28 protein-coding genes are annotated in these 26,979 nt (G+C 67.5%); 5 read left to right on the top strand and 23 right to left on the bottom strand.

The window, feature by feature from the left end; genetic code table 11:
• Nucleotides 1-98 precede the first annotated feature (98 nt).
• Together M8C13_RS08870 and M8C13_RS08865 are read left to right on the top strand one after the other, a co-directional pair.
• Nucleotides 99-2,408, top strand: a complete 2,310-nt coding sequence (locus tag M8C13_RS08870) for a tetratricopeptide repeat protein (RefSeq protein WP_256508789.1) — start codon at nt 99-101, stop codon at nt 2,406-2,408.
• Nucleotides 2,405-3,703: an FAD-binding protein gene (locus M8C13_RS08865; RefSeq protein ID WP_252480015.1), complete on the top strand. Its 1,299-nt coding sequence runs from the start codon at nt 2,405-2,407 to the stop codon at nt 3,701-3,703. The genes M8C13_RS08870 and M8C13_RS08865 overlap by 4 nt, the downstream gene beginning before the upstream one ends.
• Nucleotides 3,704-4,145: 442 nt before the next feature.
• On the opposite strand, the gene M8C13_RS08860 is transcribed toward M8C13_RS08865, so the two are convergent.
• The 16 genes from M8C13_RS08860 to M8C13_RS08785 form a co-directional block, all read right to left on the bottom strand.
• Entirely contained in the window at nt 4,146-4,814 is a 669-nt protein-coding gene (locus M8C13_RS08860) for a DUF3558 domain-containing protein (protein WP_252480014.1), read from the bottom strand.
• A gap of 170 nt (nt 4,815-4,984) precedes the next feature.
• Nucleotides 4,985-5,647 carry a DUF3558 domain-containing protein gene (locus M8C13_RS08855; RefSeq protein WP_252480013.1) on the bottom strand — a complete coding sequence of 221 codons (663 nt, stop codon included), beginning with the start codon at nt 5,645-5,647 and terminating at the stop codon, nt 4,985-4,987.
• A 16-nt stretch (nt 5,648-5,663) separates the two neighbouring features.
• Complete coding sequence (locus tag M8C13_RS08850) at nt 5,664-6,020, bottom strand: hypothetical protein (protein ID WP_252480012.1); 357 nt, start codon at nt 6,018-6,020, stop codon at nt 5,664-5,666.
• Nucleotides 6,021-6,050: 30 nt separating this feature from the next.
• Nucleotides 6,051-7,052, bottom strand: a complete 1,002-nt coding sequence (locus M8C13_RS08845) for a WXG100 family type VII secretion target (protein ID WP_252480011.1) — start codon at nt 7,050-7,052, stop codon at nt 6,051-6,053.
• Nucleotide 7,053: 1 nt separating this feature from the next.
• Nucleotides 7,054-7,362, bottom strand: a complete 309-nt coding sequence (locus tag M8C13_RS08840) for a hypothetical protein (RefSeq protein ID WP_252480010.1) — start codon at nt 7,360-7,362, stop codon at nt 7,054-7,056.
• 118 nt (nt 7,363-7,480) lie between these two features.
• Nucleotides 7,481-8,242, bottom strand: coding sequence for an ESX secretion-associated protein EspG (locus M8C13_RS08835; RefSeq protein WP_252480009.1), 762 nt, complete (start codon nt 8,240-8,242; stop codon nt 7,481-7,483).
• Entirely contained in the window at nt 8,239-9,330 is a 1,092-nt protein-coding gene (locus tag M8C13_RS08830) for a hypothetical protein (RefSeq protein ID WP_252480008.1), read from the bottom strand. The genes M8C13_RS08835 and M8C13_RS08830 overlap by 4 nt, the downstream gene beginning before the upstream one ends.
• A gap of 156 nt (nt 9,331-9,486) precedes the next feature.
• Nucleotides 9,487-10,083: a DUF3558 domain-containing protein gene (locus M8C13_RS08825; RefSeq protein WP_252480007.1), complete on the bottom strand. Its 597-nt coding sequence runs from the start codon at nt 10,081-10,083 to the stop codon at nt 9,487-9,489.
• Complete coding sequence (locus M8C13_RS08820; RefSeq protein WP_252480006.1) at nt 10,076-10,465, bottom strand: hypothetical protein; 390 nt, start codon at nt 10,463-10,465, stop codon at nt 10,076-10,078. The genes M8C13_RS08825 and M8C13_RS08820 overlap by 8 nt, the downstream gene beginning before the upstream one ends.
• Nucleotides 10,466-10,563: 98 nt before the next feature.
• Nucleotides 10,564-10,851 carry a hypothetical protein gene (locus M8C13_RS08815; RefSeq protein ID WP_252480005.1) on the bottom strand — a complete coding sequence of 96 codons (288 nt, stop codon included), beginning with the start codon at nt 10,849-10,851 and terminating at the stop codon, nt 10,564-10,566.
• Nucleotides 10,852-10,973: 122 nt separating this feature from the next.
• A complete protein-coding gene (locus M8C13_RS08810; protein WP_256508788.1) occupies nt 10,974-11,999 on the bottom strand; it encodes a DegT/DnrJ/EryC1/StrS aminotransferase family protein in 1,026 nt (341 codons plus the stop codon).
• 80 nt (nt 12,000-12,079) lie between these two features.
• Nucleotides 12,080-12,829, bottom strand: coding sequence for a hypothetical protein (locus M8C13_RS08805; RefSeq protein ID WP_252480004.1), 750 nt, complete (start codon nt 12,827-12,829; stop codon nt 12,080-12,082).
• A gap of 152 nt (nt 12,830-12,981) precedes the next feature.
• Nucleotides 12,982-13,695 carry a hypothetical protein gene (locus M8C13_RS08800; RefSeq protein ID WP_252480003.1) on the bottom strand — a complete coding sequence of 238 codons (714 nt, stop codon included), beginning with the start codon at nt 13,693-13,695 and terminating at the stop codon, nt 12,982-12,984.
• Between the two features lie 469 nt (nt 13,696-14,164).
• Nucleotides 14,165-14,473, bottom strand: a complete 309-nt coding sequence (locus M8C13_RS08795; RefSeq protein ID WP_252480002.1) for a hypothetical protein — start codon at nt 14,471-14,473, stop codon at nt 14,165-14,167.
• Nucleotides 14,474-14,875: 402 nt separating this feature from the next.
• Complete coding sequence (locus M8C13_RS08790; protein WP_252480001.1) at nt 14,876-15,385, bottom strand: hypothetical protein; 510 nt, start codon at nt 15,383-15,385, stop codon at nt 14,876-14,878.
• A gap of 83 nt (nt 15,386-15,468) precedes the next feature.
• Nucleotides 15,469-15,726 (bottom strand): hypothetical protein, encoded by a 258-nt coding sequence (locus M8C13_RS08785; protein ID WP_252480000.1) that lies wholly within the window; start codon nt 15,724-15,726, stop codon nt 15,469-15,471.
• Nucleotides 15,727-15,934: 208 nt separating this feature from the next.
• Here M8C13_RS08785 and M8C13_RS08780 point away from each other — a divergent pair, with 208 nt between their 5' ends.
• Both M8C13_RS08780 and M8C13_RS08775 read left to right on the top strand, forming a co-directional pair.
• The gene (locus tag M8C13_RS08780; RefSeq protein ID WP_252479999.1) at nt 15,935-16,816 is read left to right on the top strand and encodes a helix-turn-helix transcriptional regulator; all 882 of its coding nucleotides are present in this window, start codon (nt 15,935-15,937) and stop codon (nt 16,814-16,816) included.
• Between the two features lie 13 nt (nt 16,817-16,829).
• Complete coding sequence (locus M8C13_RS08775) at nt 16,830-17,222, top strand: DUF397 domain-containing protein (protein WP_252479998.1); 393 nt, start codon at nt 16,830-16,832, stop codon at nt 17,220-17,222.
• A gap of 189 nt (nt 17,223-17,411) precedes the next feature.
• Here the strand turns inward: M8C13_RS08775 and M8C13_RS08770 are convergent, their stop codons facing one another.
• Nucleotides 17,412-18,311: a hypothetical protein gene (locus tag M8C13_RS08770; protein ID WP_252479997.1), complete on the bottom strand. Its 900-nt coding sequence runs from the start codon at nt 18,309-18,311 to the stop codon at nt 17,412-17,414.
• A gap of 674 nt (nt 18,312-18,985) precedes the next feature.
• On the opposite strand from M8C13_RS08770, the gene M8C13_RS08765 reads away from it, so the two are divergent.
• Nucleotides 18,986-19,333: a hypothetical protein gene (locus M8C13_RS08765; RefSeq protein WP_252479996.1), complete on the top strand. Its 348-nt coding sequence runs from the start codon at nt 18,986-18,988 to the stop codon at nt 19,331-19,333.
• Nucleotides 19,334-19,371: 38 nt separating this feature from the next.
• On the opposite strand, the gene M8C13_RS08760 is transcribed toward M8C13_RS08765, so the two are convergent.
• The 6 genes from M8C13_RS08760 to M8C13_RS08735 form a co-directional block, all read right to left on the bottom strand.
• A complete protein-coding gene (locus tag M8C13_RS08760) occupies nt 19,372-20,523 on the bottom strand; it encodes a glycosyltransferase (protein WP_252479995.1) in 1,152 nt (383 codons plus the stop codon).
• Between the two features lie 1,180 nt (nt 20,524-21,703).
• A complete protein-coding gene (locus M8C13_RS08755; protein WP_252479994.1) occupies nt 21,704-22,864 on the bottom strand; it encodes a helix-turn-helix transcriptional regulator in 1,161 nt (386 codons plus the stop codon).
• Nucleotides 22,861-23,046 carry a hypothetical protein gene (locus M8C13_RS08750; protein WP_252479993.1) on the bottom strand — a complete coding sequence of 62 codons (186 nt, stop codon included), beginning with the start codon at nt 23,044-23,046 and terminating at the stop codon, nt 22,861-22,863. Before M8C13_RS08750 ends, M8C13_RS08755 begins: the two co-directional genes overlap by 4 nt.
• A gap of 687 nt (nt 23,047-23,733) precedes the next feature.
• Nucleotides 23,734-24,342, bottom strand: a complete 609-nt coding sequence (locus tag M8C13_RS08745) for a hypothetical protein (protein ID WP_252479992.1) — start codon at nt 24,340-24,342, stop codon at nt 23,734-23,736.
• 304 nt (nt 24,343-24,646) lie between these two features.
• Complete coding sequence (locus M8C13_RS08740; RefSeq protein WP_252479991.1) at nt 24,647-25,036, bottom strand: hypothetical protein; 390 nt, start codon at nt 25,034-25,036, stop codon at nt 24,647-24,649.
• Between the two features lie 13 nt (nt 25,037-25,049).
• A complete protein-coding gene (locus M8C13_RS08735; protein ID WP_252479990.1) occupies nt 25,050-25,265 on the bottom strand; it encodes a hypothetical protein in 216 nt (71 codons plus the stop codon).
• Between the last annotated feature and the right edge of the window lie 1,714 nt (nt 25,266-26,979).

The raw sequence follows: 26,979 nt of genomic DNA, 5'->3' as shown, positions 1-26,979 counted from the left end.
CGACTCCTAGCACCAAAATTCTTGCCGCTGGTAGTTGCCTAGTCACCACCAGTGTCGGCAGGTTGGGGGAGGGATGGCCAGGGGAGGACGGTCTTCAGATGCACGGAAGACAGAAGACGGAGGCATCGCAGGCTGCACAGCCGGCGCGCTTCGGGGGACGGATGCGCGAGCTGCGTGTCGAGCAAGGATTGACGCTGGCCCAACTGCACGAGCTGACCCATGTCAGCAAGAGTCATCTGGGCAACCTCGAAAGCGGAAGCCGCCATCCCAGCAAGGAGATCGCGGTTCCCATCGACAAGGCGTTGGGCGCCAACGGCGAACTAGTGGAGCTGGCATCTCAGGCACCTCGCCGCGTGCGAGGCCAGCACCGCGCGCGGCCTGCGCAGCTGCCTGCGGTCCACCACTTCGTCGGACGAACCCACCAGCTCGGTCTGCTGCACCAGGCCCGAGCTGATGGCACCACCCTGATCACCATCGACGGTCCGGCCGGTGCTGGCAAGACCGCGCTCGCCGTCCGGTGGGCCCACGACATCGCGAGGGACTTCCCCGACGGGACCCTGTACGCCGACCTGCGCGGCTACGCCGTCGACCAGCCCGCGGAGCCGGTGGTGGTACTGGGCCGGATGCTCAACTCCATCGGCATCGGCCCCGCGCACCTACCCGCCAACCTGGACGAGCGGACCGCACTGTTCCGGACCCAGCTGGAGGGCACGCGCACGCTGATCGTTCTGGACAATGCCGCTGCTGCTGAACAGGTCCGGCCGCTGCTTCCCGGCGCGCCGACTTGTCTGGTGGTGGTCACCAGCCGCAGCCGCCTGTCCGGGCTCACGGTGCGCGATGGTGCCGTCCGCGTGACTCTGACGCCGATGTCCTTGAGCGATGCCTTGGTCCTGCTTCGGCGCATGATCGGCGCCCGCGTCGACGAGGAGCCCGACGCCGCGAGCATGCTGGCACACCGATGCGGGCTGCTGCCGCTCACGCTGCGCATCGCCGCCGAGCGCGCTGCCCTCCAGTCGAGCACGACGCTGGCTGACCTGGCCGAGCAGCTTTCCTCAGCGCAGAGCCGACTCGACCTGCTGGCCACCGACGATGACTCCTCGGCCGCCCGGGTCGTGCTGTCCTGGTCCTACAAGGCCCTGCCGACCGACACCGCGCGGGCGTTCCGCCTGATCGGCGTGCACCCCGGCGACGACATCACCGTCCCGGCCGCCGCCGCGCTGGTGGGCATCAGCCAGAACGCGGCACGGCGGCAACTGGAGGCGCTGGCCGCGATCCATCTCCTTGAGCCGACCGCGGCGGATCGGTACGGGATCCACGATCTTGTCCGTGCCTACGCCAGTGACCGCGCAAGCGCGCACGAACCGGAAGCCGAACGCCATGCGGCCATGCGGCGCATCGTCGCCTTTTACCTGCACAGCGCGCACGCCGCCGCCCAACTGCTGTGGCCGCACCGCACGTTGCCGCCACTGCCCGACCCAGCTCCTGCCAGCCATCCACTGACCTTCACCACCAAGCACGAGGCCATGCAATGGTGCGAGGCCGAGCTGCGCACCCTCGCCGCGGTCACCGTCGCGGGCACAAGACGAGCGCTCGACGAGGCGGTCTTCCTGCCCGTGGTCCTCAACGACTTCCTGTTCCACCGACACGCCTGGCAGCTGTGGAAGCCCGCAGTGCAGGAAGCGGCACACCTGGCGGAGTCGGCACGGCACGACCACGCCCACGCCGCCCTGGTTAACGCCCTCGGCAACGCGTGCCTCGATCTGCAGCAGCCGCAGGAGGCGTTGGCCAGCTACCAGCAAGCACTGCAGATTCGGCGGTCTCTCGGTGACCTGGGCGGGCAGGCGTGGAGCCTGCTCGGGGTCGGCCGGACCTACGACGTGCTCGGGGACCACGGAGAGGCCAGCAGGTGCCTCGCGGATGCCCGGCGGATGTTCGCCAGCGTTGACGATCAGTGGGGTTATGCGATCACGACCTCCTACCGCGCCGACGCCTGCCGGGACCGCGGTCAGGTGGAGGAGGCGCTGGGCCACGTGAAGAAGGCGCTGGAGGCCTTCGAGCTGATCGGCGAACGCCAGTCTGCGGGATGCGCCCTCACCAAGATGGCCGCCATCGAGCTTGAGCGCGACCGCGCGAACACCGGTCAAGCAATCGACGCCCTGTCCCGTGCTCACGCCGCGTTCACCGATTCCGGCGATCTCTGGGGCCAAGCCGACACCCTGCGCCGACTCGGCCAGCTACACCTCGACCTAGGCGACCCGGAGAAGGCCCACGAGTGCTTGAGCGCCGCGGCGGAGCTGCTGAGCGACGTGACCGAACCCAGCGCGGCCCAGCTCCGCCACCGGCTGTTGGACACCTTGCGCGAGACCCAAGCCGTCCCACTTCAGCCGACGCCGAGAGAGGCCACGTGACGCAGCGACCCGATCCGGCCCCGCCCACCGCCCTCGCATTCGATCCGTCCTGCCGCGTTTGGACCGGCACATCGACGCCCGGCGCTGTTGCGGTGCCAGAGCTCGTCGGACGGCTCGACATCGACGAGGCCAGCCTCAGCTGGGCCGCGCGCGACTACGGCGAGCTGGTGCACCATCAGCCGCTCGCCGTTCTGCGTCCCGGGGACGTCGGCGACATCAGCGCGATCTTGCGCTTCGCCGCGGACTTCTCCCTCCCGGTCGTTCCCCGCGGGCAGGGGCACTCCCTGGCCGGGCAGGCGCAGGCGCCGGGCGGCATCGTCGTGGACATGAGCGGGATCGACCACGTTCACGAGGTCACCGCCGATCACGTCGTGGTCGGGGCGGGGGCGCGGTGGAGCCAGGTGCTGCAGGCCACCCTGCCACTCGGCCTCACGCCGCCGGTGCTCACCGACTTCATCGGGCTCTCGGTGGGCGGCACGCTGTCAGTCGGCGGCCTCGGCGGCACCAGCCACAGGTACGGCGCCCAGACCGACAACGTCCTGGCGCTGCAGGTCGTGGTCGCTGACGGCTCGGTGCTGAACTGCACGGCCGAGGAGCGTCGGGAGCTGTTCGACTCCGTCCGAGCGAACTACGGTCGCGGCGGCATCATCACCTGCGCGACCCTGCGCCTCGTGCCGGCACCCGACATCGTGCGCTACCGCAAGCTGAAGTGCCCGTCCCTCAACGACTTCCTCCGCGTCCAGCGGCAACTGGTCCGTGGCGGCCATGTCGACCACATCGAAGGCCACATCAAGCTCAGGGAGAACGGGCAGCCGAGCTTCGAAGTCGAAACGGCCGCGTTCACCGACGCCGCCGACGCCGCCACCGCGCTGGAGGGCATCGACCGCGGCGAGGCGGTCCAGCTGCCATACCGGGACTTCGTCAACCGCCTGGCGGAGGGCGACCTGATCATCGGCGAGATGGGAATCGGCCAGTCCACCCACCCCTGGTGCAACGTGCTCCTGCCCGATGGCGCCGCGAAGTCCTTCCTCGCCTCCGCCACCGCCGACCTTCACCAGGAGCTGTATGGGGAGTTCGGGCTCCTGCTGGCCTACCCGCTGCTGACCTCCAAGCTCACCACGCCGCAGATGGCGCTGCCCGCTGGGGAACTGATCTACCTTGCCGCCGCACTCCGCCACGCCTTCGCCGACTCCCCCGAGGTGATCACCTCGATGACCGCGTCGAACGAACGATGGTTCAACGACGCCACGGCCGCGAACGCCACGCTCTACGCCCACCCCTTCATCCGCGCCTGACACGAACGTCAACGCACACCCCGGGCGGGCGCTGGCCCGCCAGGGGGGAGGGGTGGACCAGCGCCCTAGCGTGGATCCGCCAGGGGGGAGACGGCGAACCCACGTCATCACAGCGTAGAGAGCATGGCCCCGCAGCGGGCGGAATGGCTGGCGCATCGCCCAACCGGGCGACGTCACTGCCGCGATCTGGACCCACCCGATGGTGAGGATGTTGCCCAGCATTGTGGTGGCGAACTTCTCCGTGTCGACTGCGGGGTCACGAGGTGCGTCGTGCTCGGCAAGCAGCACGGCGCACTCCGTTCTCCCGGTCCCTCCACCGCGCTCGGGCCTGCCTGCGACCACGAGCAGACCGGCTTTCCTTACCTACCAAGAGTTTTCTCGTCATCGTTAGGTTCGGTCTGCGAGAGGTCGGTGGTCTCGGCGAGGCCACCGTGTGCAGATCTCACCGGATGGTCGGGATGTTACGCAGCATGGCCGCCGCGATCTTCTCTGCCTGATCACACACCTGGGGATACAACGGCTTGAGGTCCTTGAATCCCAGCAGCTTGACCTCGAAGCCCTGGTCGTCACCGACGCCGACATGGAGTCGGCACGTGGTCTTGTCGTCCTCGGTGCGCACCGCAGGGTAGGAATCCACAGTGGCCGGAACGAAGGAGGTGAACTCCGACTTTCGCCGGTAGAGCTCCGGCAGGCCGCCGCCCCGCTCCCACGTCTTCACCTCCAGGTTAGCCATTACTTCTTGATCTTTGGCGAAGTTGGACCAGTGGCACCAGCTGGTGTCGTTCGCCGGGACGCGCGACCCTGTGCCGGGCACGGAGATGCCGAACTCCCCTCGCTGGGCCTCGGTCAGCAACCCGCACGGCGACAGGCCCCGCAGCTGCTTGGGTTGATCCACCCGCGGTGGTGCGGCGGGCACCGTCGGCGGTGTGGAGCTGGCGCTGGTTCCCGAGGTGGTTGTCGGAACCGAATACCACACCGTCATGCCACAACCGGACAGGACGGCGGCCATCCCGGCCGCAACACCTGCGCGCAGCAACGCCCGGCCAAGGCCGCGCCGGTGGTGGCCACGCTGGGCACGGCCAGGGGGCATCCCGGCAACGAGGCCGTTCATCCAGCATCCAATCGATGTCGGAGAAATCCCTATCGTCCTCGGCCGCACGTGGATCCGCCAAGGGGGCAAGGCGAACCCACGTCATCACAGCGTAGAGAGCATGGCCCCACAGCGGCCGGAATAGCCGAAGCGTCTCTCAACCGGGCGACGTCACTGCCGCGGTCTGGTCCTCACCCGATGGTGGGGATGTTGACCAGCATCGCGATGGCGATCTTCTCCGCGTGCTTGCACGGCGGGTCGTACTTCGGATCCGTTCCTGTGATGACGCTGAAGGAGAGCTCAAGGTTCTGGTCGTCGGCGACACCGACGCGCAGGAGGCAACGCTTGGCGTCGTTCTGCACCCGCACCGCTGGATGGCCCCCTATGTCGATCGGCTCGAAGGTCGTGAATTCCTTGCTCCGCCGGTAGATCCCGTCCAGCCCGGCCTGCCTGGTCTCCAGCCCGGCAGTCATGCTCACCGCCATCTCCGGCCGAGGATCCAGCCCAACCCACGTGCAAGCGGCCGTCGCGGCCGCGTCGTTGGTGATCGGACCGCCCTGCTTGCCGATGCCCAGTTCCGTGCGCTGTGTACTGGTCAACAACTCGCAGGGCTTGTCCAGCAACGCTTTCAGTTGCTTCGGCGTGGTCACCTTCGGCGCACTCGAAGGGACAGCTGAGCGCGTCGAACTTGTCGACGATGCCTCGGTCGGAACCGTGTACTCCACCCGGAAGCTGCACCCGCTCAACAAAACGACACCGCCCAGCAGCGCCGCGACCCGCGCCCAACACCACACTTCGGTCTTCTGCCGGGCACTGACTGATCCGTTTCCCTTACTGGTCAACGGTTTCCCCATTCCGCCAAGGCATCGCTCAGCCGTTCATCCAGTCGATCTCGGAGAAGTCCTCGTCCTCATCGGCGCGGCCTCGGCGCGGCGGGACGGAGCGTGGTCTGGGCTCAAGAGGTACCGTGGGCCGCACCGGAGCGAGCGTGTCGTCAGAGGTGTCATACAGCCGCATCTCCTCCGGCTCGGGGGAGGTGGGAGTTGGGGCCGGCTTCCGCTGGGCGGCCTCCACCTGGGCCAGCATCTCAGTCGCGCTGGCTCGTGCCTTGTCCCGGTAACGGGCGTCTTCGGCCTGAGACTCGGCGATCACCCGTTCCGCCCGCGCTTCGGCTTCGGCCAGCACCGCTCGCGATCGCGCAAGGGACGCCTCAAGATCATCAATCATTGTGACGTTTCTCCTTTGCTGTCAGCCTGTTCAGGGCCGTGGCACGATCAAGGTCAGGTCACCGAATGGATCTGTCGAGACCTTGCCGGCCAACGCGTCGAATTCGCTCCAGACCGTCTCCAGGTTCTTGGTGGTACCGGCGATGATCTCGTCCTGGAACTTCTTGTACTTGCCCTCGAACGCGGGCTTGAACTCCTCGTTCAAGCACTTTTTCAAGTAGGTCAACAAGCCCAAGCTCAGGTCGATCCCGACTCCCGCAGCCTGTCCAGCCGGTCCGCCCATGCCGCTGGCACTCTTGGCCGCACCCCCACCGACGTCCATGGCCATGCTGATTACGTTGAGCATGGGGGAGTCGGATTTGCCACGCAAGGTCTTGATCATGTCGTTAACGGCAAACGGGGCGTGCCCGCCGCAGACCGGGCTGTACAACCCGGCCGCCATGGACGCGGCGGACCGGATGATGCCCTCCATCACTCCAGCGTTGCCTGCCGACCATTCGCCCACACGTGCGATCGCCTGCGGCACGCTTTTGGCCTTCTGCAAGAACTTTTCCACGTGCGCGCCTGCTGCCTTGGCGGCGTCGCCATGCCAATGCTCGATCAAGCCTCGGAACTGTCTGTGCAGGTCCCCGTGGACCCCGGAGAGCCGGTCGGCAGCTGTCTGGAGGTTTCGGCCGTCTTCCCGGAAAGCGGAGAAGCTCATGCGGCGGAGCTTGCGATACGGCTTGAGAATGTTGGTCTGGAAGTCCAACTGGGAGAAGGTCCAGTCGTTGTAGACGGGGATGAACAGCTCGAAGAATCGCAATCCCGGCTCGCCTGCTGCCAGCAACTCGTCCGAGGTTTGCGCACCGCTGATGTTGTGCTGGAGGAACGCCTTGCCCTCGTTGACCGCGCGTTCATCCTGTTGAACTTGCGCTTCGTAGCTGGCGGCGTTCTTCACCGTGGCCTGCGCGATGCTCATCGAATCGGCTGCCATCGGTGTGCCGAACGCCTGCGCCACACTGTGGAGGATCTTGTAGAGCGTGTCGTCCACGTCAGCGCTCCCTGAAGGTGTGGGCGGCGCCTGAATCTGTGCCGGAGTACTGGCGAGCGGTCTGCTGCATGGCCGTCCCGATCGCTTGCGCATGCTCGGCGAATCCCTCAACCGACCGAACCAGGACAGCCACCAGCTCTTCGTACCGTGAGCCTTGGGCGGCGAACTGCTCACTGGCTGATTCCCGGTTCACCTGGCTGCTGGAGACCAGCAATCCCTGCTTGGCGATTTCCTGCACCTGAGCGGCATACGCCGCCCCTACCTGCGCGACCTCGGCTGAGGTCACCCCGAACTTCTTCGTGCTGGTCATCCCGACTCATCTCCCTCCCTGTCACGGCCGAACCGTCCCGCCCGGCCGTTCCCGCCCTACCGCGCCGTCCCCCCCATCGCCGCCGAGAAGCTCGGCCGACGAGGGCGAGGGCGAGGGCTCAGCCGCGTTGCTCCTCCACCAGCGCCCGTACCTGCGCCAGCAGCTGTTCTTGTCCGCCTGGGGTGATCGTGGCCCACCCGTTCCGCCGCACGTGCAGGTAGCGCCCCTGCGGCGTGTCGTGGAAGGAGACCACCCGGGCCGCTCGCCGCAGGCCGAGGCGGCCGTCCCGGACGGTGGCCCCGAACTGCCCGCCGCCCAGCACCGCGCCGAGCATGTGCGCCAGCTTCCGCGCGGTCGGCGCCGGTTCGCCGCGCTCGGTCAGGGCGTCGGCGAACTCCGGCGCGGAGGCGGCATCACGGCTGGCGTCCAAGGCGTCGGCACGAACGCTGACCGACTCGCCGGGCCCCGCAGGCATCGCCCCGACGAGGTCGACCATCGTGCCCAGCACCGCGTAGTCCGGCATCACGCCCAGCTGGACCTCGTCGCCGTATCGCACTGCCACAGCGGCCCATGGTCCGTCCACCGCCCCCACGGCCCGCACCAGCTCGCCACCCCACAACCGGAGGTCGACAGCCCACTGGAAACGCGCCAGCACCGTCACCGCGTCGCGCAGGTCCGGGCGAAGGCCTCCACGGACGGCCAGGCCGCGCTCGGTCAGGGCCGCAAGGACCTCGTGGCGGCGCTGGAGGCGTTCCTCCCAGCTGACGCCGCCGCTGGCGATCTCCAGATTCACCGGGGTCTCCCCCAGCTCGGCCAGCTCCCAGACCAGGTCGAACTCGGCGACCGTCAACGCGGTCACCGATGTGGGATGCGTGGTCATCGCTGTGGTGGTTCTCCGATCACCGGCGGCGGGATCCGCGGCAGATCATCCAACCCGTACAGATCATCGGAGAGGGTCTTGAACTTGTTCTCGTGCTCGGCGTCCTCTTCCGGCTGTCCCGCCGCACCGACTGGCGGCTGCAAGAGCGACTGACCGCCCGCGCCAGGTCGCCCGGCGCCCGGCATCGCCGGTCCGGTCCGGCCGCCCGGCTGGCCGGGCGCCACGCCCGCGCCGCCTCCTGGCATGCGCGCGCCCGCGCCAGGCCCGCCACTGCCCGAGCCGCCACTGGCACCGCCGCCGGTGTAGCCGGCGTAGAACCCGCCACCTGGCACGCCGCCGGTGCCACCGGGCTGACCGGCAACAGGGGCGGGAGCGGGGTCTAGTCGAGGCAGCACGGGGTTGCCACCGTTGCCGACCGCGCTGGGGGTCACACCCTGCAGCGTCGGATCCGGGCTGTCCTCCACCGGGCGAGACGGATCCTCGCTCCCACCGGGCAGACTGGGTTGGCCAGGATCGTGTCCCGGTTGCCCGGGACCGGTCCCCCCAGGGCCGGTTCCCCCGGGGCGTGGGCGACCAGGCTGCCGTGGATCACTCGGGTTGCGCCCACCCGGCGGCACCGGCGGTGGCTGTGGAGGCGGAGGTGCGGTGCCGGTGTCCAGGGCGATCTTCGGTGGCTCGGGCAGTACCGGCAAGGCGACGACGCGGTCCCGCGCGGTGGACTCGTAGCTGTAGAGCGCGCGGTTGGCCGCATCGTCTCGGGCGCGGTTGGCCATCAGCTGCTGCTGAACGTCGTGCTGCATGGCCACCACCGCCGCCGGGCTGAACACCCCCAGCACCAGCGACCCGACCCCGGGTTCGGAAACCGGCTTGTGCGCCTCGACCTTCGGCTTGGTCTCGGCGAAGGTCATCCCGTGCGAGGACGCCGAGCCCCCGCCGGTGGCCGCGACATCCTGCGCGCCCTGTGCCCAGGCGGCTGCTGGTCGCGCGGCCGCGGTCATGGCCTCGGCCGCTTGCCCGGACCAGCCGATTCTGATGGCCTCCAAGCCTTTTCGGACGGCGTGCTCGGCGTCGGCGGCGATGCGCTGCATCCCCCGCATCGCATCGACAGCATCATTTACCGCGCTGGTGCCCTGGCCTTGCTGCATCCAGGAATGCTTCTGTTCCAGCGGAACACCCTCGAACCGGTTCCGCCGGACCTGCGGCCCCTCACCCATGCCAGCCCCCTGTTTCCCTTCTACCCGCAGCTATCCGCGTAGCTTGATCAAGCCCTGCGTGGCCAACTCGGCCATCTCCAACGCCTTGGCACACAACTGCTCCGGCGTGTACGGCACTGGCTGGCTGTCGTAGGAGTACTGGATCCCAAGCCGCTGGCCGTCGGCAACGCTGACATCCACGAAGCAACCCCGATCGTCAGTCGGCCGCCGGTTCTCCACCGCGGGATATCCAGCAGCGCTGACCACCCGCGCCTTGACCGTGTTGCCCGGCTTCAGCCACACCTCAGCGCCCTGCTGGGTCGTCGGGGTGATGTAGTACGCGTAGCCATCTCGCGCCGTGGCCTTGGCCAGCCAGCAGCCCTTGTTCTTGAACTGCCCGATATCGTTCGTCTCGCGGACGGTGTCGATGCCAAGCTGTTTGGCCTGCTGCTCTGACACCAAGGCGCACACCTGTTGCGGGGTCAGCCCGTCTAGCTTGATTTCCTTGGGTCTGGCCGGAAGTCCAGCGGATGTTGCCGTTGCGCTGGCAGGCGTGTCAGGTGTGGTCGGTGTGCCCGGCGCCACCGTGCAGCCGGTGACAACTGCCGCCAGCAGGAGAACAGAAGACCAGCGGAGCAGACTAGTCAACGCGCTTGTATCCCTTCAACGCGCCAGCGATGTCGTCATCCGTGAACCCGTATTCTTTGGCAGTGACGCTGAGTTGTTCCGCTGTCGCCAGAAAGCTTTCTGCCAACGCCAAATAGCGCCTGTGATAGGAGTCTGGGGCGTCAACGAACCGCCAGCTCATGGCCACCGCCGTATCCTCGCTGACAGGATCGCCACCACACGGTGGCACCCGGAGCTTGTCCTGAAGCGCGCCGAGCTCGCGCCGCAGTTGCTCACCTTCACGCCGGAAGATCGCATGTGCCTGAAGGACCTGCTCACGACTCACTTTGATCTTCAGCTCGCCGCCACCCGACGGTGGCACTGCGTCCTCCCACCGGCCGTAATAGCCAGCCAGCTCGCTCATCCCAACCCCCTACTCGCGCCATCCCCGCGGGCCACGATAGCGCAGACGGCCTAGCGTGACCGACTGGTTCCCGTTCGGCCAGGAATGAGGGTTCAGTCTCACTCGAACGGCGGCATCGCACCGGCGCGTGGGAGTTCTCCCCGCGCGGACAGGTATCGGAACCCCTGGTCATATAGGAACTGCAACGCCCGGCGAAGCCTTTCCGTTGCCTCTAGGTCCGCGCGAGTGAAGCGCGTCGGGTCGGCTGCGGCGATAACCAATCGACGCCTCGCAGCCAGCACCGTCAGCTGGGGTACGTGGTGAGGACGGTCCTCGAATTCGACGTCAATCAGATCGCCGAGCGACAACACGATCGTCTCGCTGGGCGCTCCTGGCACATGTTCCATATCGGCTCCTTTTTCACAAAGCACGGAATCGGTGCACGAGCATGCAAAATGGGTCAGGCTGCCGCTCTACGTCACGGGGCAGAGTGCAGCGCTGCCTTGGCTCCGCACCCGGTTCCGGGGTTTCACGCCGGTCTCCATTGGCGTGCCTCACCAGCGACGGTCGCGGCGAGCTCGCGCACCTGCTCCTCGGTTGCATCCGCGGGCAGGCTGATCGCGAGCATGGTGTTCACCACCGTCCGCGCGCGAAGGCAGGGCTGCTGGACATAGTCGGCGAAAGCGGGAACTTGGTCTGCGGAGATCAAACCGTGGGTGCCGATGCTGTTGGGCACGCCCCGTGCGGCCAGGCAGGCGCTGAACTCCCGTGGGTTCGGCAAGCCGACGTGCGCCAGCATGCTGTGCCCGTTCCACGTCTCCGGCCCTTGGTCGTGCGGGATGACCAGATCGGCAACGTCCCGGAGCGTCTCGGACAGCAAGGCGGTCTGGCGGGCTCGGGCGCGAAGCCTGTCCTTCAGCCGAGCCAGCTGCAGGCGAGCGGCGGCAACGAGTGGATCTGCGAGCCGGTAGCTGAAACCCACCGCAGCGGGCGCGGTGGTGGCCGTGGCCGGTTCTTGGCCGTGCTGGCGGAGCACCCGGCAGGTGTGCGCGATCTCGGCTTCGTGGGTGAGCAGGAACCCACCTTCTCCGGAATCGAGCAGGTTGCCTTCCCGAGTGGAGAAGCAGCCGATGTCGCCGAGGGTTCCCGCTGGTGTGTCGTCGATGGTGGTGCCGATGGCCTGCGTGGCATCCTCGATCACTCGAAGACCGCGGGCGCCGGCGAACTCGACCGCCCGGCCGGCGTCTCCGGTGCGACCCCACTGGTGCACCAGCAGCACCGCCGCGGACTGCACGGTGATCTTTGCTTCGAGGTCCGCCAGGTCCAGTCCGACGCCGCTGGGGCCGCAGTCGACGAAGACCGGCCGTGCTCCGACGTAGAGCACCGGCGCGACCGAGCTTGCCGGGGCGAGCGCTGGCACCAGCACCTCGGCACCGGGTCCGATGCCCAGCACGGTCAGCGCCAGGTGGATCGCCGCGGTTCCGCTGGAGACCGCGACTGCCTCCGGCATTGTGAACCAGGCGGCCAACTCCAGCTCGTATTCTTTCGTCTCCATCCTGGAGTTCGCTTCCGATTCCATGCCCATTACCCCTTGCTCCAGAACGAATTTGGATGGATCAGGTGGGACGAGGTAGCTCAGGTTGCGGTCTTGTGGTCGTAGGCGATCAGCGCCGGGGCCAGTGCTTCGGTCACTTGTCGGGCGCGGGCCAGGTCGGGCAGCACGGGGCGGATGTCGAAGTTCTTGCGTGACTGGGGTTCCAGGTAGTCGTTGATCGTGTACTCCACCATCCACACCGCATCACCCATGTGCGGGATCTGGATGACCATGTCCACCACGGCAACCGAGTCGTTGAGGGGGTGGTGTTTGAAGGCGACCTTGCGGCCCGCGATCTCGACTACTTCCACTGTGGCTCCGGGGATCCCGGCGGTGGGACAGCTCCAGCAGGAACCGCCCGCCGCTCGTTCCTGTGGGCTGATGTCCCATGGACCGGCCCCGAATCTGGCGTACAGGACTGGCCTTGCCGGGTGATCGGTGCCGAAGACTCGGCACTCGCTGCCTCGGGTCGCCTTGTGGAATGCCGACAAGTCGAGCTTGCCGTCGGTCATCAGCGGCGCGAGATTGGCCCCGCCCAGCGCGTCGCAGGCGTAGACGGCGCCCCAGGGCGCGCGGTGCTCGGAAAGCTGGGCGAAGTACGGCTCGGCGGTGATCAGCGGGCGCTGTTGCGGCCGGGCCCAGGGTCGGCACGGCTGGCTTGAACGCGGGTGGACGCACGCCTGGTAGTCCGGCTCGCCGATGGAGTACGGCGCCGCCGCGTACTGATCTGGCACGGCGGCGGGGTCTCCGCACGCGCTGAGGCTCATGATGGTGCTGACGAGCGCCGTCACGGCCAGGGCTTTGCCACAGCGTGGCGACCCGCGCCTGCAGCGTCTACTTGTCATCGAATGTCCTTTCCCGTAACCCTTTCTAGGGGTGTCAGCTGTCTCTGCGGGCTGCATTTGTTGCCGCTGCTTGTCTTTGCGGCCACATGTTTCTGCGTTCACGGTTGCTCGGGTGCGAGTCGGGCCAGGGCGCGTTCATCGGCCAGCTCTCTGCGGACTTGGGGATTGGACAGGTAGTCGCACAGCGCGAGTTGCAGATCCAGGGTGTCCACGGCGAGCGTGGTCAGGTCGATGTCCATCGACAGCTGGTAATCGATGTGCCGGTAGAGCGGGGAGCCGTCGAGCATGCGGTGGCACCGCGTCAGGCCGCGGGCATAGACCCTCAGCACCGGCCGCCTTGGCAGGACTCCCCGCCACAGCGGCCGGGCCCCCTCGACGTCTTCCCAGCGCGCCGACCACTCAGTGTTGTTGCGAGAGAAGGCAATGCGCTCGGGGCTCATGCGCAGCGTGACGTAGCGGGCGCCAACCTGGCGCAGGTGCCGCATGCTGCGCCACGCGCACGCGACAAGCAGCAGCCACGGCACGGCCAGCCCAGCCACGGCCAGCGCGGCGAGATACCAGCGTGAGGTGAAGAATGGGTCGCCGAGGACGTCCAGCATCGCCGCGGTGGCCAGGGCTGTCCAGACGGTCACGCTCACCAACCAGGCCAGGACACGGCGCGTGCCATGCAGAAGAACCGCTTCCGATCTGGCCTGCACCTCGATCCAGCGCGTGCCGTCGAGGACCACGGTGGTCACTCGCGTGCACGGCTTCACCGGTGTGGCGGTGACGATGAGGCGCAGCAGTTCGTAACCAGCCACGGCGACCAGCACGGCGGCCGGGACGATCCATCCAGGACACGGCATGTCGGTTATGAAGGAGGCGAGGGCCGTGGCAGCGATGACGGTCGGACCGAAGCGCGCCGTGGCGGCGATCCGGTGCTGTGCCTGGCGGCGAGCCCACGCCGGCTGCGGTGTGGTGGTTCGCCTTGCGGGTTGGTTGCGGGTTGCCGCGATGTCGGCTCCCGGTGTCCGCGTGGGTCGGGCCGGCGAGCCAGCTGGGGTGGGCGCTGGCTCCGGTGGCGGGGCGGCGACTGCGGGGTCCCCTGTGCTCCCGGGCCTGTCCTCGTTGAAGATGTGGCAGCTCATGGTCGGTCCTTGCGTGGGTTCGATGGCGTTGCCGACGTGAGGTGCGGCCGGTACCACGGCCCGGCTCCGAGGGACGTCGGAGCCGGGCCGCGTCGGGGGCGCTGGCCGGTGGTGGTTCCGGTCTGTCCGGCCAGCGACCGCACCCGCTGGGGGGCTATGTCGTACTGCTCGCCGGCGGAAAGTGCCCGGGGCGCAAGGGCGGCAGACCGAGGAGCTGTTCCGCGACGATGATGAATCTGCCGATCGCCCGCCACTTCGTGACCTCGCGGGGCACGGTGAACGGCTCGTTGTCGTCGTACGGCGGTGCTGCGACGACGCGGTAGGCCAGCGCGCCGTCAGCGGAGGCGATGACGACATCACAGTGTCCGGCCCACCAGCACGCCCACCGCATTGCTGGGCGCTCGGTGCTGGGGTCGGTGATCTGGTCCTGTCGAAAACCCTTGCGCCGCAACCGCTCCGACATCAGGCGGATGTCGCGGCCCTCATCCTCAGCCGGGAGAGAGCCAGCTGGGAACCCGGGCGTCGTCATGCGCTTGCCTTTTCGTCGCCGTGCGGCGGCAGCTCGTGCCCGGATTCAAGTGCCCACCTGAGTGCGTCCTCCAGGGGCAAGGCGAAGCGGGCCAGGGTGGCGCCTGGATCGCGGGGGTGGTTCGTGGTGGGGCCGCCCCTGAGCCGAACGACCTGGGCGTCTCCAAGCTCGGGGAGGGTAACGACGTCGGTTGTCTCGTCACTGCACCGGATGAGCGCGTTCTCGGCGGCCCCGACTCCAGCCTGTGGCACGAGGGACCACCCGGCCTGCTGCGCTTGCTCGATCAGCACGGCATAGGGGTCGGAGCCCTCGGCACGATGGTGGCGGTCCACTGGTTCACCCCGCTGCGAGCAGGTCCGGGCTGGGTGATGCAGCCGGTGTCACCCGGACTCGGCGCGCCGAGGAGATGTCGATCGCGGTTGCCATCGCGCCGCGAAGGCGCCCGACCTCCAGGGGTTTGAGCAACGCGTGCTCGCCGGGAGGCGAGAGGATCGTGATGGGCTCGCCGAACTGGGAGACGACCGTGAGGTCGAACTCGCGTCCCAGTGTGTCGACGCACGGCACGGCGGAGCGAACCACCGCGGCGGCGCCGGTGATGGTGCAACTTGTCGTGCAGGAAAGTTCGTTGCTGGACAGGCATAGGCTCTGGAAGACCGCGCGCCGGAGGCGCTCGCGGAACTGGTGGGCCTGCAGGATGTTGAGGCGGGCGATTTCGCCGGGCGGGATGACGAGAAGGATGTCACCGCCGACGAGTGGCGTGATGGACAGCGATCGGCCTCGCCCGTTCAGGTCGCAACAGGGGACCCTGATGGTCTCCGGCGCGGCCGGGACAGTAGCCCTGGTCATGGTCAGCTCCTCCCGTGCGGGACGGATGCGAACTCGCGCACGTGGGCAGGAGATGAGCTGCTGCGGCTGGGTCGTGGATGCGCTCATCGCCTGCTCCGATGCCGTCCGCGCGATGGAACCCCGGCGGCACGAAGGTCGGGGGGCTCCGTGCCGCCAGGGGGCTGGGTGCCGAGCGTGGAATTGGCCAGCTGGTACAGGACCCGGATGGCGGCGGCCGCATGCCGACGCTCTTCGCGGCGCTCGCCGGCCGCGAGCAACACCTGGATCAACGCGCAGGTCGCGCGCACCGCGAGGTACGTGATCAGCAGGACAAGAGGAAGGGTCACTCCAGTCAGTGCCACCTCGGCCCCCTGATCTTGACCTCAACTCGGTCATGTAGTTTCTGTCGCCAGTATCCGAACTCGATACATCAGAGTTTGATACTTCCTAGGTTGATAATCAACCTTCGTCGGCGCATCCAAATGGGTACTGTTCGAAGCCACGCTGAGTGACTGAGGGAAGATGATCCCGACGCAACCGAGATGGGGCCGACTACAGGAAGGGTCTTCGGTGGCTGCTGTACGCACGGCGAAGAAGCTGGTGCTCGGCCAAGAGATCAAGCACATGATCGAGACGGCCGGAGTGACCCAGGCGGTCGCCGGAAGCTACATCGAGATCGGCCAGAGCAAGGTGTCGGGCCTGATCCGAGGCGAAGGCTCAATCACCGTAGGTGACCTCGAACGGCTGGCGACGAAGCTGGGATTCACCGACCCCAATTACATCGCGACGCTCCTGGAACTGCGGCGCGACAACCACAAGCGCGGGTGGTGGGACACCGGCTACCGGCGGGCGTACCACGAGGACATCCGCCTGCTGGTCGACGTCGAAGGGTGCGCTGATCGCATCCGCTCTGCCGAGGTCGAGATCCTTCCTGGACTGGGCCAGAGCCGTCGCTACGTTGAAGCTCTGCACGAGGGCTCCGGTACCGAGCCGGGCGGGCCGACCTTCGAGGACTACGTGACCGCTCGGCTGGCGAGACAGGAGATCTTCGAGCGGGCGAACCCGCCGGAGGTGCATTGGGTGCTTTCGGAAAGCTGCCTGCGCCGGATGCGGTGTGACGCCGCGGACATGGCTGAAGCCATCAGGTATCTGGTCACGTTGTCCAAGCGTCCCAACGTTTTCGTGCAAGTACTGCCGTTCAACTTGGTGCCCGGCAAGCGATCGCCGATCGGCAACCGGTTCACCCTCTTGCGGCTGCCAAGTCCGGGTCAGGCCGGGCCGATCGAACTTGCCTACACCGAAGGCGAGGGTCGCATCAGCTACCTCGACGACAAGGACGCGCTCAAGGCCCACGACGAGTCATGGACCCGATTGTCCGCGGCCGCCTTGGACTTCGTGGAATCCAGGAAGTTCATGGAGAAGGTGGCCGAGGCGTTCGAGGAGGTTGCGTGAAGGGAGTGCGCGGATGACCAGAGGTCCTGCGGCGTTCGCCGAGGACGAGTTCGTGAAGGCGATACGAAGCGAACCGGAGAAGAACTGTGTCCAGGTAGCCCGGCGGGACGGCTGGGTCGAGGTGCGGAACTCCCGGATGAAATGGCGTGCGGCAGACGACCACCGGCTGAGGTTCACCGCGTCGCAGTTCGACGCGTACCTCAACGGTGTCCGATGTGGACAAGTCGAAGGCCAGTGCATCGAGATCGTGGCAACAGGTAATGGTCTGTACCTGTTCCGCAGCACGATCGACGAGCAGAGCACGCCGGCACTGAAGTTCACCACGAGCGAGATCGAGGCGTTCCTCGGTGACGTGCGGGACGGCGAGTTCACCGAAAGCGCGATGGCGCGACGGATGGCCGCCTGATCCACTCGTGTGAGACTGAAGGGCTGTGACCGCTTGGCGGTTACAGCCCTTCGTCATGCAATCAGCACAAATGCCTAGGGAGACCTGGGAGCGACTGCTGACGAGGTGCTCGTCCGACTGTTGCAACCAGGTATCGTTCGCACGCCAGATGGGAGGGCGTCGAGCTCGCGGAAGCGGCCCCGATGAGCGTCAACCGATGGTGGGGCCGTAGCTCTTCGCCGCGTGACGCAGCTTCGTCAGCGCACCACGGAGCCGGGGCTTGAGCGCCTTGCCGATCACGATGCCGGGCAGGTGCTCCTGCACCACGATCCTGACCTTGGTATGGTCATCCTCGGCGACGGCCACACGCAAGTCGTCCAACGCCTGGAGCGTTCTCCGGTGCCCGGTCAGGGATTCCCGAGCATTCATCGTCACCTCGACGGCCCGGACGATCGCCTGGTGGAGTTCAGTCCGCATTCCCTTCTGCCACGTCGACGCCTCCCCCGCGCTGTCCCCGGTCCCGGCCCTGCTCCTGTTCAGGCTGTCCGCTGGTTTCCGGGGGCTGAGCGCGGTGGCCGGGAGGTCACCAGGAGCGGTCTGTTGAGCCAAGTCAGCACGGGAGGCCACCGGCGCCGTGACTTCCCGCGCGCCCGCGCATCCGGCACGGATGGTGAGTCCGAGATCGGCCGGGTTGAGCACGACCACGCCGAACCGTTGCAGCACAACACTTTTGGACACCGGGGATGCCAGGAGTGCTGTCTGCCTGTGGACATAAGCCAACGCCAGGGTGTGGGCCTCGCCCGGTGTGCCCCCCAGGTCGTTGACATCGATCTGGGCTTGGACCGCCAGTTGAGGTCGGTTCGCCGGGACCGAGGACACCCCGAGCAGCGCGAGTTCCTCCAGCACATCCTCCACCGACGGCGGATCGGCCTGATCTGCCGAAGCGACCCCGCGCAGCGTGTTCAAGGCGGGGCCGAGTTCAAGCAGTGAGCCGTCCGAAACCAGGGCGAACTGGGCGCGGGCCAGGATCGCGGCGAGGATGGCCGCGTCGCGGTCATCCAGCACGTCGGGGTCGAGCAAGTAGGCCAGCACCCTCGCGTCGATGACCATTGTGGACAACTGTGCCGCCTGCCCGTCGGGCTGGGCAGGCCCGACGGGCTCAATCGCTCCGCCGTGCGTGGCGCACGCCGCCGCCAGGCCTGCCAGTCGGGGCGGAGCTGGGTTATGACGTGCTCGGCGGTCTCGATGACGACCCGGCCTTCGGCATCGAGCCGACCGATCAGGCGACTGGGCAGGCCCCCGGGCAGCTGCTTGCACCACTCGGCCGGCAACTGCATCCGGCCCCGACCGTCCACGCTCACCCGCTGCCTGGTTCGCCCCTTGTCTCGAGGCGATCCTGACCGAGCGTTACTGATCATGCGCAGATTGTGGCTTACCGCTGCCACCGGGCTTCACCCGGATACCCCAAGGGCCAGTTCGCGGGCAGTGTGGATTTGCCGGACAACGTGGGTTTGCCGGACAACGTGGGTTTGCCGGGCAGATCGAGTTGCCGGGCATGTCGACCGACCGACAGCGTCCGCGGTAGCGAGCTGCCGTGAACGCTGCGCCTTAGGTTCGGCCGACAACACCAACCATCGGTCCACGCTGCCAGCGGAGGTCTCACGCCGATGACCTTCGAGACGGCAGCCCCGGCTGCGACACCACCGCACGGAGTCCGGGGTCCCGAACAACAACTGGGCGACCGCGGTTGCTGTCGATCTACCTAGTCATCCAGACTCGCACACGTGTTCGACCGAACGGTGCAACTCGCTCCCTCCCTCGGCCAGGTCTACGACCGCAGCAGACCGGTCTGGGTGGACCTCAACGAGCTGTACCGGCACGGCTTCCTCGGCGACGCCTCCTCCGCCACCCTGCTCATCCGCCAGCAGGGCCTCGTGGTGACCGGCCGGACACCGGGCACCCTGCACGCCTGGCTGCGCACCGAGGAGGGCTACTGCGCCGGGCTGATGTTCTTCCAGATCACAGCCCGCACCGAGAGCACCGCGCCACCGCTGACGCTCAAGCATCTGGTGCCCAAGGGGGCACTACGGCCGAGGGCACAGGAGGAAAGGGGACGGGAACCTCAGTACTGAATCCGAGGCGGGTGGCCACCCCACAAGCGGGTTGGTGATCAACTGAGGAGCAGTTTCGCGGCCACCGTCGCCCCGTCGGCCCGCACCGTGCCGGCCACGGCCTGCGCCCGCGCCCGGGTCTCCCGCGCCAGCGCGGTGCTCAGCGCGGCGGACAGAGAGTCCACGGTCGGCGTCGGACCGTCGTGGGCCGCACCGATGCCCAGCTCGGCCACCCGCGCGGCGAACTGCGGCTGGTCGGCGATCTGCGGCACCACCACCTGCGGCGCGCCGGCGTGGGTCGCGGTCGTCGTGGTGCCGGCGCCGCCGTGGTGCACGACCGCGGCCACCCGGCGGAACAGCGCCTGCTGGTTGACCTCGCCGACGACGAAGCAGTCGTCGCGGTCGTCGATCGGGACCAGGTCCGCCCAGCCGCGGGCGAGGACCACGCGGCGGCCCGCCGCCCGGATCGCCTCGATGGTCACCCGGCCGATGTCCTTCGGGACGTAGGAGGCCATGCTGCCGAAGCCCGCGTACACCGGCGCTTCGCCGACGGCCAGGAAGGCCTCGAGGTCGTCGTGGAGCGGGCGGTCATCCGGCAGCATCCACGCTCCGGTCTGCACGACGTCAAGATCCATCAGGCCCTCCGGCGGACACAGCACCGGGTCCGCCGCCAGCCACGGCCGTTCGGTGAAGATGTGATCGCGGACGTTGTCCACCGGCGGCAGGCCGATCTCCGCGCGGTGGTGGTTGAGCGGCTCGCGGTACAACGCGTTCGCCCGCTCAGCGCCGGCGTCCGGCTCCCCGGTGTCCCGACGTGGCGGTAGGCCGTAGGTCTGGAGGCAGGCGAAGACGTAGCGCAGGCCCAGCTTCTCGGCCACATCCCGCGCGCCGGCCGGCATCAGGCCGGTCGCCAGCAGTGCGTCACACCCCTCGGCGGCCGCCATGAGCGTGTCGAACCGGGCGGCGACCAGCTCGGCAGCGAACCGGCGCGCGTCGTCGGCGGTCGGTGGCTTCGCGCCGCCGACCAGTGAGCGCACCGACGAGCCGAGCGGCACGTGCGGCACGCCCACCCGTGCCAGGAGCGCCGCGAAGTCCTCATCCGGCGGCGCGACCACCCGTACCTCCGCGCCCAGGCCCCGCAACGCCACCGCGAGCCCCACCACCGGTTCGACGTCTCCACGCGATCCCACGGTGGTCAGCACTACCCGCATTTCGATCCCCTTTTCCCAGGTCACGGCTCCAAGCCGGGCAAGTCTGAAGCACGGCCCGGGTCTTGTGGCAAGCCCCCCGGTGCGCTATACGTTGAAGAGGGCAGGGAGCGCGGGCTCGGTCAGAGCAGGCGCGTGGCGTAGCGCGTGAGGGCGCCGTAGCGCACCGACGTGATCCGCACCCGCAGTCCCGACCTCGGCGCCTCGATCATCTTGCCGCCGCCGAACACCACATGATGGCCTCGGGCAGGCCACCGCGGCCTCGGCGTGCTGGCGGCATGTCGACCTCCCTCCGCAGCGAGGACCAGCAGGACGGATCAGCGGCGCCGCGGCGGATGCGACGCCTGTCGACGCTAGGCCGAATGGGTTAGCTCTGTCGGTTCGACACCGGAACGACCAGCAGGAAGACCAACTGCTCGCCAACCATTCCATGGAGTCGAACGTACGTTCGATTACGGTGGTAGGGTCGCTCGCCATGGACGTGCCGCTATCCCGAACTCCATCACCACACGGCGTGCTGCGTTGCCGCGTCGATAGCACCGGCTCGCAGGTGGCGGTCCTGCCCGCCCGATGTCCAGCTGGCGTGCACCACCTCGACGTGACCAAGCTCCAAGCCGCGGCGAGCGAGTCCGTGATCGTGATCCGGTGCCCTGCCTGTGCCGTCGACGATCCACATGGCGATCATCAGTGGCGGCTGACGGTCCGCGCCCCCTTGCCCGCTCGCGCCGAACTTGATGACGTGCCCTACCACGCTCTTCGACTGAGGCTCGGCTGCAACTGAGTGCACGGGGAGGATCCGGCTAGATCCTTCACCAGGCGCCGGCAGCGCCGTTGCAGGCTCCGTCGGCGGGCCTTTCGGCACCGCAGTGCGCGTGGTGGTGGATTCCCGCTGAGAACTACTACCCGGGAACCAGTTCCACCCGGGCGCTGCGCGTGACGGTGCCAAGTTGGGTCGTGGGGTCGCTGAATCGGGTGATATCACGGCCACGCGTGGTACGCCGCCTGGCGGCTTGGCGAGCAGTAGGACAGCTGGTGGCGCCAGTGCCCCAGCTCGCGTGATCGAGACAATCGCACGTACCAGGGCACCGGCATTCTGCGGACCAGAGTGGGGTGGGGCGCAGACCATAATCCTGGCCTGCGCCCCACCCTGCGTACGGAACTCAGTATCTCCGCAGTTCAGTACCTACTGATCTGCTGATCTCGGCCCGGGTGTCGGGCTATCGCCATGGGGCTCACCCACCACCTCGTACGTCTGTTTCCCGTGTCCGACGCTGACCTTGACCGGGTTGAGCAGGACAGGAATCCCCATCACGAGCACGAGCAGAAAGGCCAGTCCGATCGCGACATAGACCATGAACCCGAGCGGGGTACCAGTGGCCAGGTGCGCGATCATCACTACGCTCGCCACGAGCAGCGACCCGGTAACCATCCCTTGCCACAGCGTCGCAGTGGTCCTGGGCGAGGCCACCACAAACTGGAAAACCTGGGCACGCCCGGCACCGTCCGGGTCGACGGGCTGACCGGCCGCGCTCGCCTTGTCCTCTTCGGCAAGGCCAGGCGGCGTCTCGTTGCCCTTGCGCTCACGGTCGTAGAGATCAGCCCAGACCCGCATGACCTGGGTGACCGCGTGCGTGTCCAAGCCGCAGGCCTCGAGGAACTTGCGCACCTGGTCGCTCTGCTGCGGCAGGGCCTCCCGCTTGGGCTCGAGCAGGCTGTACAGCGAGGAGGAGGGGATACCCGAACGCCGGACCAACTCGGCCCGGCTGGCGCCGGAGCGGGCCTGCAACATGCGCAGCAACGCCAAGAACTCCGCCGTGTCCCCGGCCTTGAGCTCCGTCGCCGGGGTCGGCACCTCGGCGGGGTGAGCCGTTACCGGCGGTGAGGCGTGAAGGCGGGCGGCCCTGCCCGCTCGTCCCTGGCCCTGAAGGTAGAGCCGCTGCTCCCTGATCACCCCGTCCCGACTCCGCAACTGCGGACGGACTTTCACCCCGGTCAAAATCTCGATCAGCGAAGCAGGGTCAGCCCCGAAGGCGCGCAACACCTGAAGGGCGTTCTCCAGCTCCACCACTTCCTGCCCGTCCGGCCGGGTCCTGACCATGCTGTGGTGCCGGACAGCCTGCCACGCCTTGGCCGCGACTCCGGACTGGCCGAACAGCGAGTGCTCGTGGGAACGGAGAACCGTCTGCAAGAAGTCCAACTCCACTGCGGAATGCGCCAGAGCGGCGGGCAGGATGGCCCCCGCTTCGAGGCTCGGGGCGGCGTTGCTGATGGGGATCGCGTCGATGATGCCGGCCTGCACGAGGCGGCCGGTCACGTTGTTGGTGGCCTGGTTGTTGCTGGTCACGGTGCCTGCCCGTCACCGCCGGCCAGCGCGGCCGCGGCGGCGGTGCGTAACCGGCCCAGCATCCGCGCGCTGCCGAAAAGCAGCGCCCAGACCAGCAGCGGGACACCGAACGCCCATGGCAGCAAGTGGCCGAGACTGTGCAGCCAGATGCCCGTGCCCGTGATCACGGTGAAGACGAGCACCAGCGGCATGGTCACCGCGTTCGTGGGCGCGCCAGCGGGAGTGGGGGGACGGTCCGGCGCGGACGCTGGATGCGGGACAAGGGACCCCATGGGCCCTCCTACTCAACGAAGTGGCCACTGCCCCGCCGCCGGCGATGGCGACGGGGCAGACGGATCGGCCGGAAAGAGAGGGTGGTGCGCCCCCGGGAAACGGCTGCAACCGCATCGCAGGGGTGTCACGATGGCGTGACTACTTCAGGGTTTCAGAATCGACGCGCGGGATCAAATTGACAGCACATACCCTCAATCTACATAGACCAAAGGAACTACAAAACTTTGTCCCGAGAATTCCAGCGGCCGCCACGATGCCAGATTTTCTGGCCCTTGACATCTGACCATTCACCTGGCGTTTTGGCAGGTAGGGGCCTTCCAACGTTCCATCCGAGGTGCTGGAACAGCACCTGGACCCGTAGTATGGCGTGCGCCCCCGGCAACGGGTGGCACCTCTCAACGAGGCCCTTGATGCCAACGGATCGGCCAATCAAGGTCTGAACGGCCTCCCGCTGCAACGGGGGGCCGTTCCCGTCTCTCAGGTCTAGACATCCACCTTCGCCCTTCCCAGCGGGCTGTCACCATTCTCGCAAGCACTGTCCGGCTTGCGTGCCGATAAGTGAAAGGTCGTCGCGTTCCTGGACGGAGCGGACAGCGTCACAGGCCGAGTAGCCAGCCCACTCCGAACCCGCCCGCCAGCCCCAGCAGCAACACCAGGGCGAGCAGGAGCGCCAGCGTCCACGCCGACAGCGACCACCGCGGCAGGTCCGGGCAGGCCGCGCCGGCCGGTTCCTCCGCCGCAGCCAGGGCGGGGCGCGCTTCGGCGCCCGGCAGTGCGCGCATCTCGACCAGGTGCGTCTCGGCGAGTTCGGGATGCCGCGCGAGCGCCTGGCGGCGGTGCAGCCACCGGGAGATCAACCCGTTGTCCGCCCCGCAGCTGAGCAGGTACATCTCCAGTTGCTTGTGGGTGGGCAGGGTGTCGCGGTTGCAGATGTTGTGGATCGTCTGCCGAGAAGTCGGGCGCCCCAGGACCGCGCTGCGCTGCGCCAGTGTCTGGTAGGACACCCCGACCATCTCGCGAATGATGCGCAGCGCGGCCACGAAGTCGGCCACCGTCCCCAGCGACTCCGGCTGGGGCCAGATCGTGGTGTCGATGCCGGGCAGGAGCACCCGGCCGACGCCGATGCTCAGTTGGTTGATCCTGCAGACGGTGGCGTCGACGACCTGCAGCGACGGGTGACACCTGCTGGTCAACGTCCTGGACATGACGCAGACCAACGAGGAGTTGCGGTGCCCGCACTGCCAGGGCACCGGGACCTACGACCACCGGCGTGAGTTCGACCGGTGCGTGATGTGCAACGGGGAAGGCCTCCGCCACGGTGATCAACGCGGTGTGGCCGCGGTGCGGAGCCGCGGTACTGAACTCAGTGGGTCCGTATGTACTGAGCTACTGAGTTCATCCTCCTGCACGAAGAGCGCGGGGTACTCGACCCGGCTCGGCGGGACCAGGAGCGCGGCCGGCCCGTCCGGTGGTGCCCACCATCTCGGTGGTGGGCACCACCGGCGTGTCCTACACCGAGCGCAGCATCCGGAGCGAGCCAGACTCGGTCTGTGGCGGCACCAGCGGGTCCACCAGGTTCTTCACCTCCACCCAGCGGGCCTTCCAGGTCCCCTCGACCTCCTCGGCCGAGACCCCGAACCCGTGCAGCAGCAGCGCTTCCAGTACCGGCCACTTCGGCAGCGTGCGCCCGGCGAAGACCCGGTGCAACGTGCTGGCCGAGTCCGGCACCACGCAGGGCATCGTCTTGCACAAGGCGCGCAGGGAGGGCTCGCCCTTCTCCCTGCGCAGCTGGCAGAGCTGGAAGGCCAGCTCCGCGATCCCCGCGCGCGCCGCGGCGGAGAGCACCATCTTCTTCACGAAGGTCTCCTTCCTGGTGGTGACCCCCGCGAGGGTCGCCACCAGGTCCGCAGCGTCAGGGGCAGGCCGGTGCCGCCGGCGGGGAAGGCGGGGCGCCGTTGCCCTTGGTCAGCAGTCGGATCGCCACCTCCCCCAACGCGACGGTGATCATGCCGACGACCGTGGCCGTGAACAGTGGCTCGTGGCCGGTGAACAGCAGCATCGGGAAAAGGACCAGGTTCACGGCCACGATGAGCACGAAGGCCTTGAACCAGTCAGAGGTTTTCTTCAACCATCACTCTCCTGTAAATCAGCCGCACCAGCCAGGTGTGGGCTTTCGGGTATGGACTTCTCACGAGAGCCACTCGCGAGATAAGGCATCTTACACATAGGGCGACACAGACGTCATCCCGGCGTGTTATGCCACCACGGCCGTGTCGCCAGAACACCCCGATAGGTGACGAAGCGTTGATCTACTTGCCCCAGAAATTGCTACCGGCCAGTAGCACACAAAGGACCAAGTGGTCCGGACCATGGGCTTTCCGGCGAAACAAAATGAAACATGGGAGCGCGCACAGGTATCGATTGCTGGCGGAAAGTTGTCCAGATAGAGAAAGAACCTCTCGGTGGCTAGCCGAGAGGTTCTTTGATTCCCCGATGCCCACACCTGGCTGGTTTTGGCGATCTACAGGACTTCGGGAGTCTGTGGTTGGCAGCGCCCGGTCAGCACGCTCGCCCGGCGACACGCCGGACCTGGAGCAACTCGGTGGTTCCGGAACTCGCGCGAACCAGGCCGGGACATGCCGACCGGAGGTTGCCGTCCTGGGCGTGAGCGCGGTGTCGCCGGGCCCAGGACCGCGAGTTCACGGCACGAGAAGTCCGCCAGGCGGGGACACCCGCTGGCCACCACGGACGCGAACGTTCTCCTGCCACACGGTCATCCTACCGCTGGCACCACGGGAGAGCAGGCCGAATACGGCCAGGATCGCATCGCGTGCACGTGCTGCACCCGCAGCACCATTCGGAGGTCTGCACCAAGCCGTGCGCATGGTTCGTCGACGGCCCACGCGGCCCCGCAAGGCCCGCTGGTCAGCCTCCCGCACGGGCGAGACTAACCACTGGAGGAGGTCTGCCCGCGTCTGTGTCGCTGGGACTACCTGAAGAACCACACGCTGCGCGGTCACCAGGTGAGCGGAGGGGGGACCCTCCGGCGCCACGCGCAACCACTTCGTCACCCTGCGGGACGCCGCCATCGGATCGAAGTCCAGCCGGTCGCCATCGGAGAACAAGTTGGCGGCACACTGGTCGCCCAAAAGGCGTGTGACCTGTGTTTCCATGCAACTTCACTCCTAATTTGGCGAACGGCGACATTCGATCTGGCGGCGCTACGTCATGCCGAGGACTTAACCACCCGAATGGGCTTAGGGCAACCTCAATACCTCATTCGGGATGGGTTGGAACACTCTGAAACACCCTGCAACATTCTGCCGTTCCCATGAAACAGACTCAGACTTAAGGAAGTGTTATACATACGCGCCCGTTGTAGACCCGACACGGTGATGTGACGCAAGCGAGATAAACCCAGTTCAGGGTGTCACGTCCAAATTCGTCTTGCCCCTGCGGCGTCACTTTCCGGGTTTGTCATTTGAGAGAAAATCTGTCCTCCGAATTGATCTTTTTCCGCTGACCTCGCTCCCCTGACCACCGGGCAACCACAGCGGCCGAGCCGCCGTGGTCCGCACCGCCCAGGCACCGGCGCGTGCTGTGCGGCGGAGGACGGCCGGCGCCGGTGAACACCGGGGCGCGCTCCTCCGCCTTCGCAGGCCGGGTGCGGTCAGTCGAGGATCTCGGTGATCTTGACCGTGATCCGCCGACGACGAGGTACCAGTGGTCGTCGTAGGGCACCTCCAGCACGAAGGAGGTGAACTCCTGGAAGCCGCCGTAGTACTCGTACTAGTTGGTAGTCCTCGGCGGGGTCGGGGTGCGGGGTGTCGGTGGTGCCGGAC

Origin of the sequence: Crossiella sp. SN42, assembly GCF_023897065.1 — a bacterium.
GTDB lineage: Bacteria > Actinomycetota > Actinomycetes > Mycobacteriales > Pseudonocardiaceae > Crossiella.
Note: the sequence above shows the minus strand (reverse complement) of the source record. Positions and strands in the feature narration are given on the sequence as shown.

What these genes read in the sequence shown, in the direction of transcription:
- M8C13_RS08870 (WP_256508789.1), top strand. Translation starts at nt 99, where the DNA reads ATGCACGGAAGACAGAAGACGGAGGCATCGCAGGCTGCACAGCCGGCG.
- M8C13_RS08860 (WP_252480014.1), bottom strand. Translation starts at nt 4,814, where the DNA reads ATGAACGGCCTCGTTGCCGGGATGCCCCCTGGCCGTGCCCAGCGTGGC.
- M8C13_RS08855 (WP_252480013.1), bottom strand. Translation starts at nt 5,647, where the DNA reads ATGGGGAAACCGTTGACCAGTAAGGGAAACGGATCAGTCAGTGCCCGG.
- M8C13_RS08850 (WP_252480012.1), bottom strand. Translation starts at nt 6,020, where the DNA reads ATGATTGATGATCTTGAGGCGTCCCTTGCGCGATCGCGAGCGGTGCTG.
- M8C13_RS08840 (WP_252480010.1), bottom strand. Translation starts at nt 7,362, where the DNA reads ATGACCAGCACGAAGAAGTTCGGGGTGACCTCAGCCGAGGTCGCGCAG.
- M8C13_RS08835 (WP_252480009.1), bottom strand. Translation starts at nt 8,242, where the DNA reads ATGACCACGCATCCCACATCGGTGACCGCGTTGACGGTCGCCGAGTTC.
- M8C13_RS08830 (WP_252480008.1), bottom strand. Translation starts at nt 9,330, where the DNA reads ATGCAGCGCATCGCCGCCGACGCCGAGCACGCCGTCCGAAAAGGCTTG.
- M8C13_RS08820 (WP_252480006.1), bottom strand. Translation starts at nt 10,465, where the DNA reads ATGAGCGAGCTGGCTGGCTATTACGGCCGGTGGGAGGACGCAGTGCCA.
- M8C13_RS08815 (WP_252480005.1), bottom strand. Translation starts at nt 10,851, where the DNA reads ATGGAACATGTGCCAGGAGCGCCCAGCGAGACGATCGTGTTGTCGCTC.
- M8C13_RS08810 (WP_256508788.1), bottom strand. Translation starts at nt 11,999, where the DNA reads ATGGAGACGAAAGAATACGAGCTGGAGTTGGCCGCCTGGTTCACAATG.
- M8C13_RS08795 (WP_252480002.1), bottom strand. Translation starts at nt 14,473, where the DNA reads ATGTCGGAGCGGTTGCGGCGCAAGGGTTTTCGACAGGACCAGATCACC.
- M8C13_RS08790 (WP_252480001.1), bottom strand. Translation starts at nt 15,385, where the DNA reads ATGACCAGGGCTACTGTCCCGGCCGCGCCGGAGACCATCAGGGTCCCC.
- M8C13_RS08775 (WP_252479998.1), top strand. Translation starts at nt 16,830, where the DNA reads ATGACCAGAGGTCCTGCGGCGTTCGCCGAGGACGAGTTCGTGAAGGCG.
- M8C13_RS08770 (WP_252479997.1), bottom strand. Translation starts at nt 18,311, where the DNA reads ATGGTCATCGACGCGAGGGTGCTGGCCTACTTGCTCGACCCCGACGTG.
- M8C13_RS08760 (WP_252479995.1), bottom strand. Translation starts at nt 20,523, where the DNA reads ATGCGGGTAGTGCTGACCACCGTGGGATCGCGTGGAGACGTCGAACCG.
- M8C13_RS08745 (WP_252479992.1), bottom strand. Translation starts at nt 24,342, where the DNA reads ATGTCCAGGACGTTGACCAGCAGGTGTCACCCGTCGCTGCAGGTCGTC.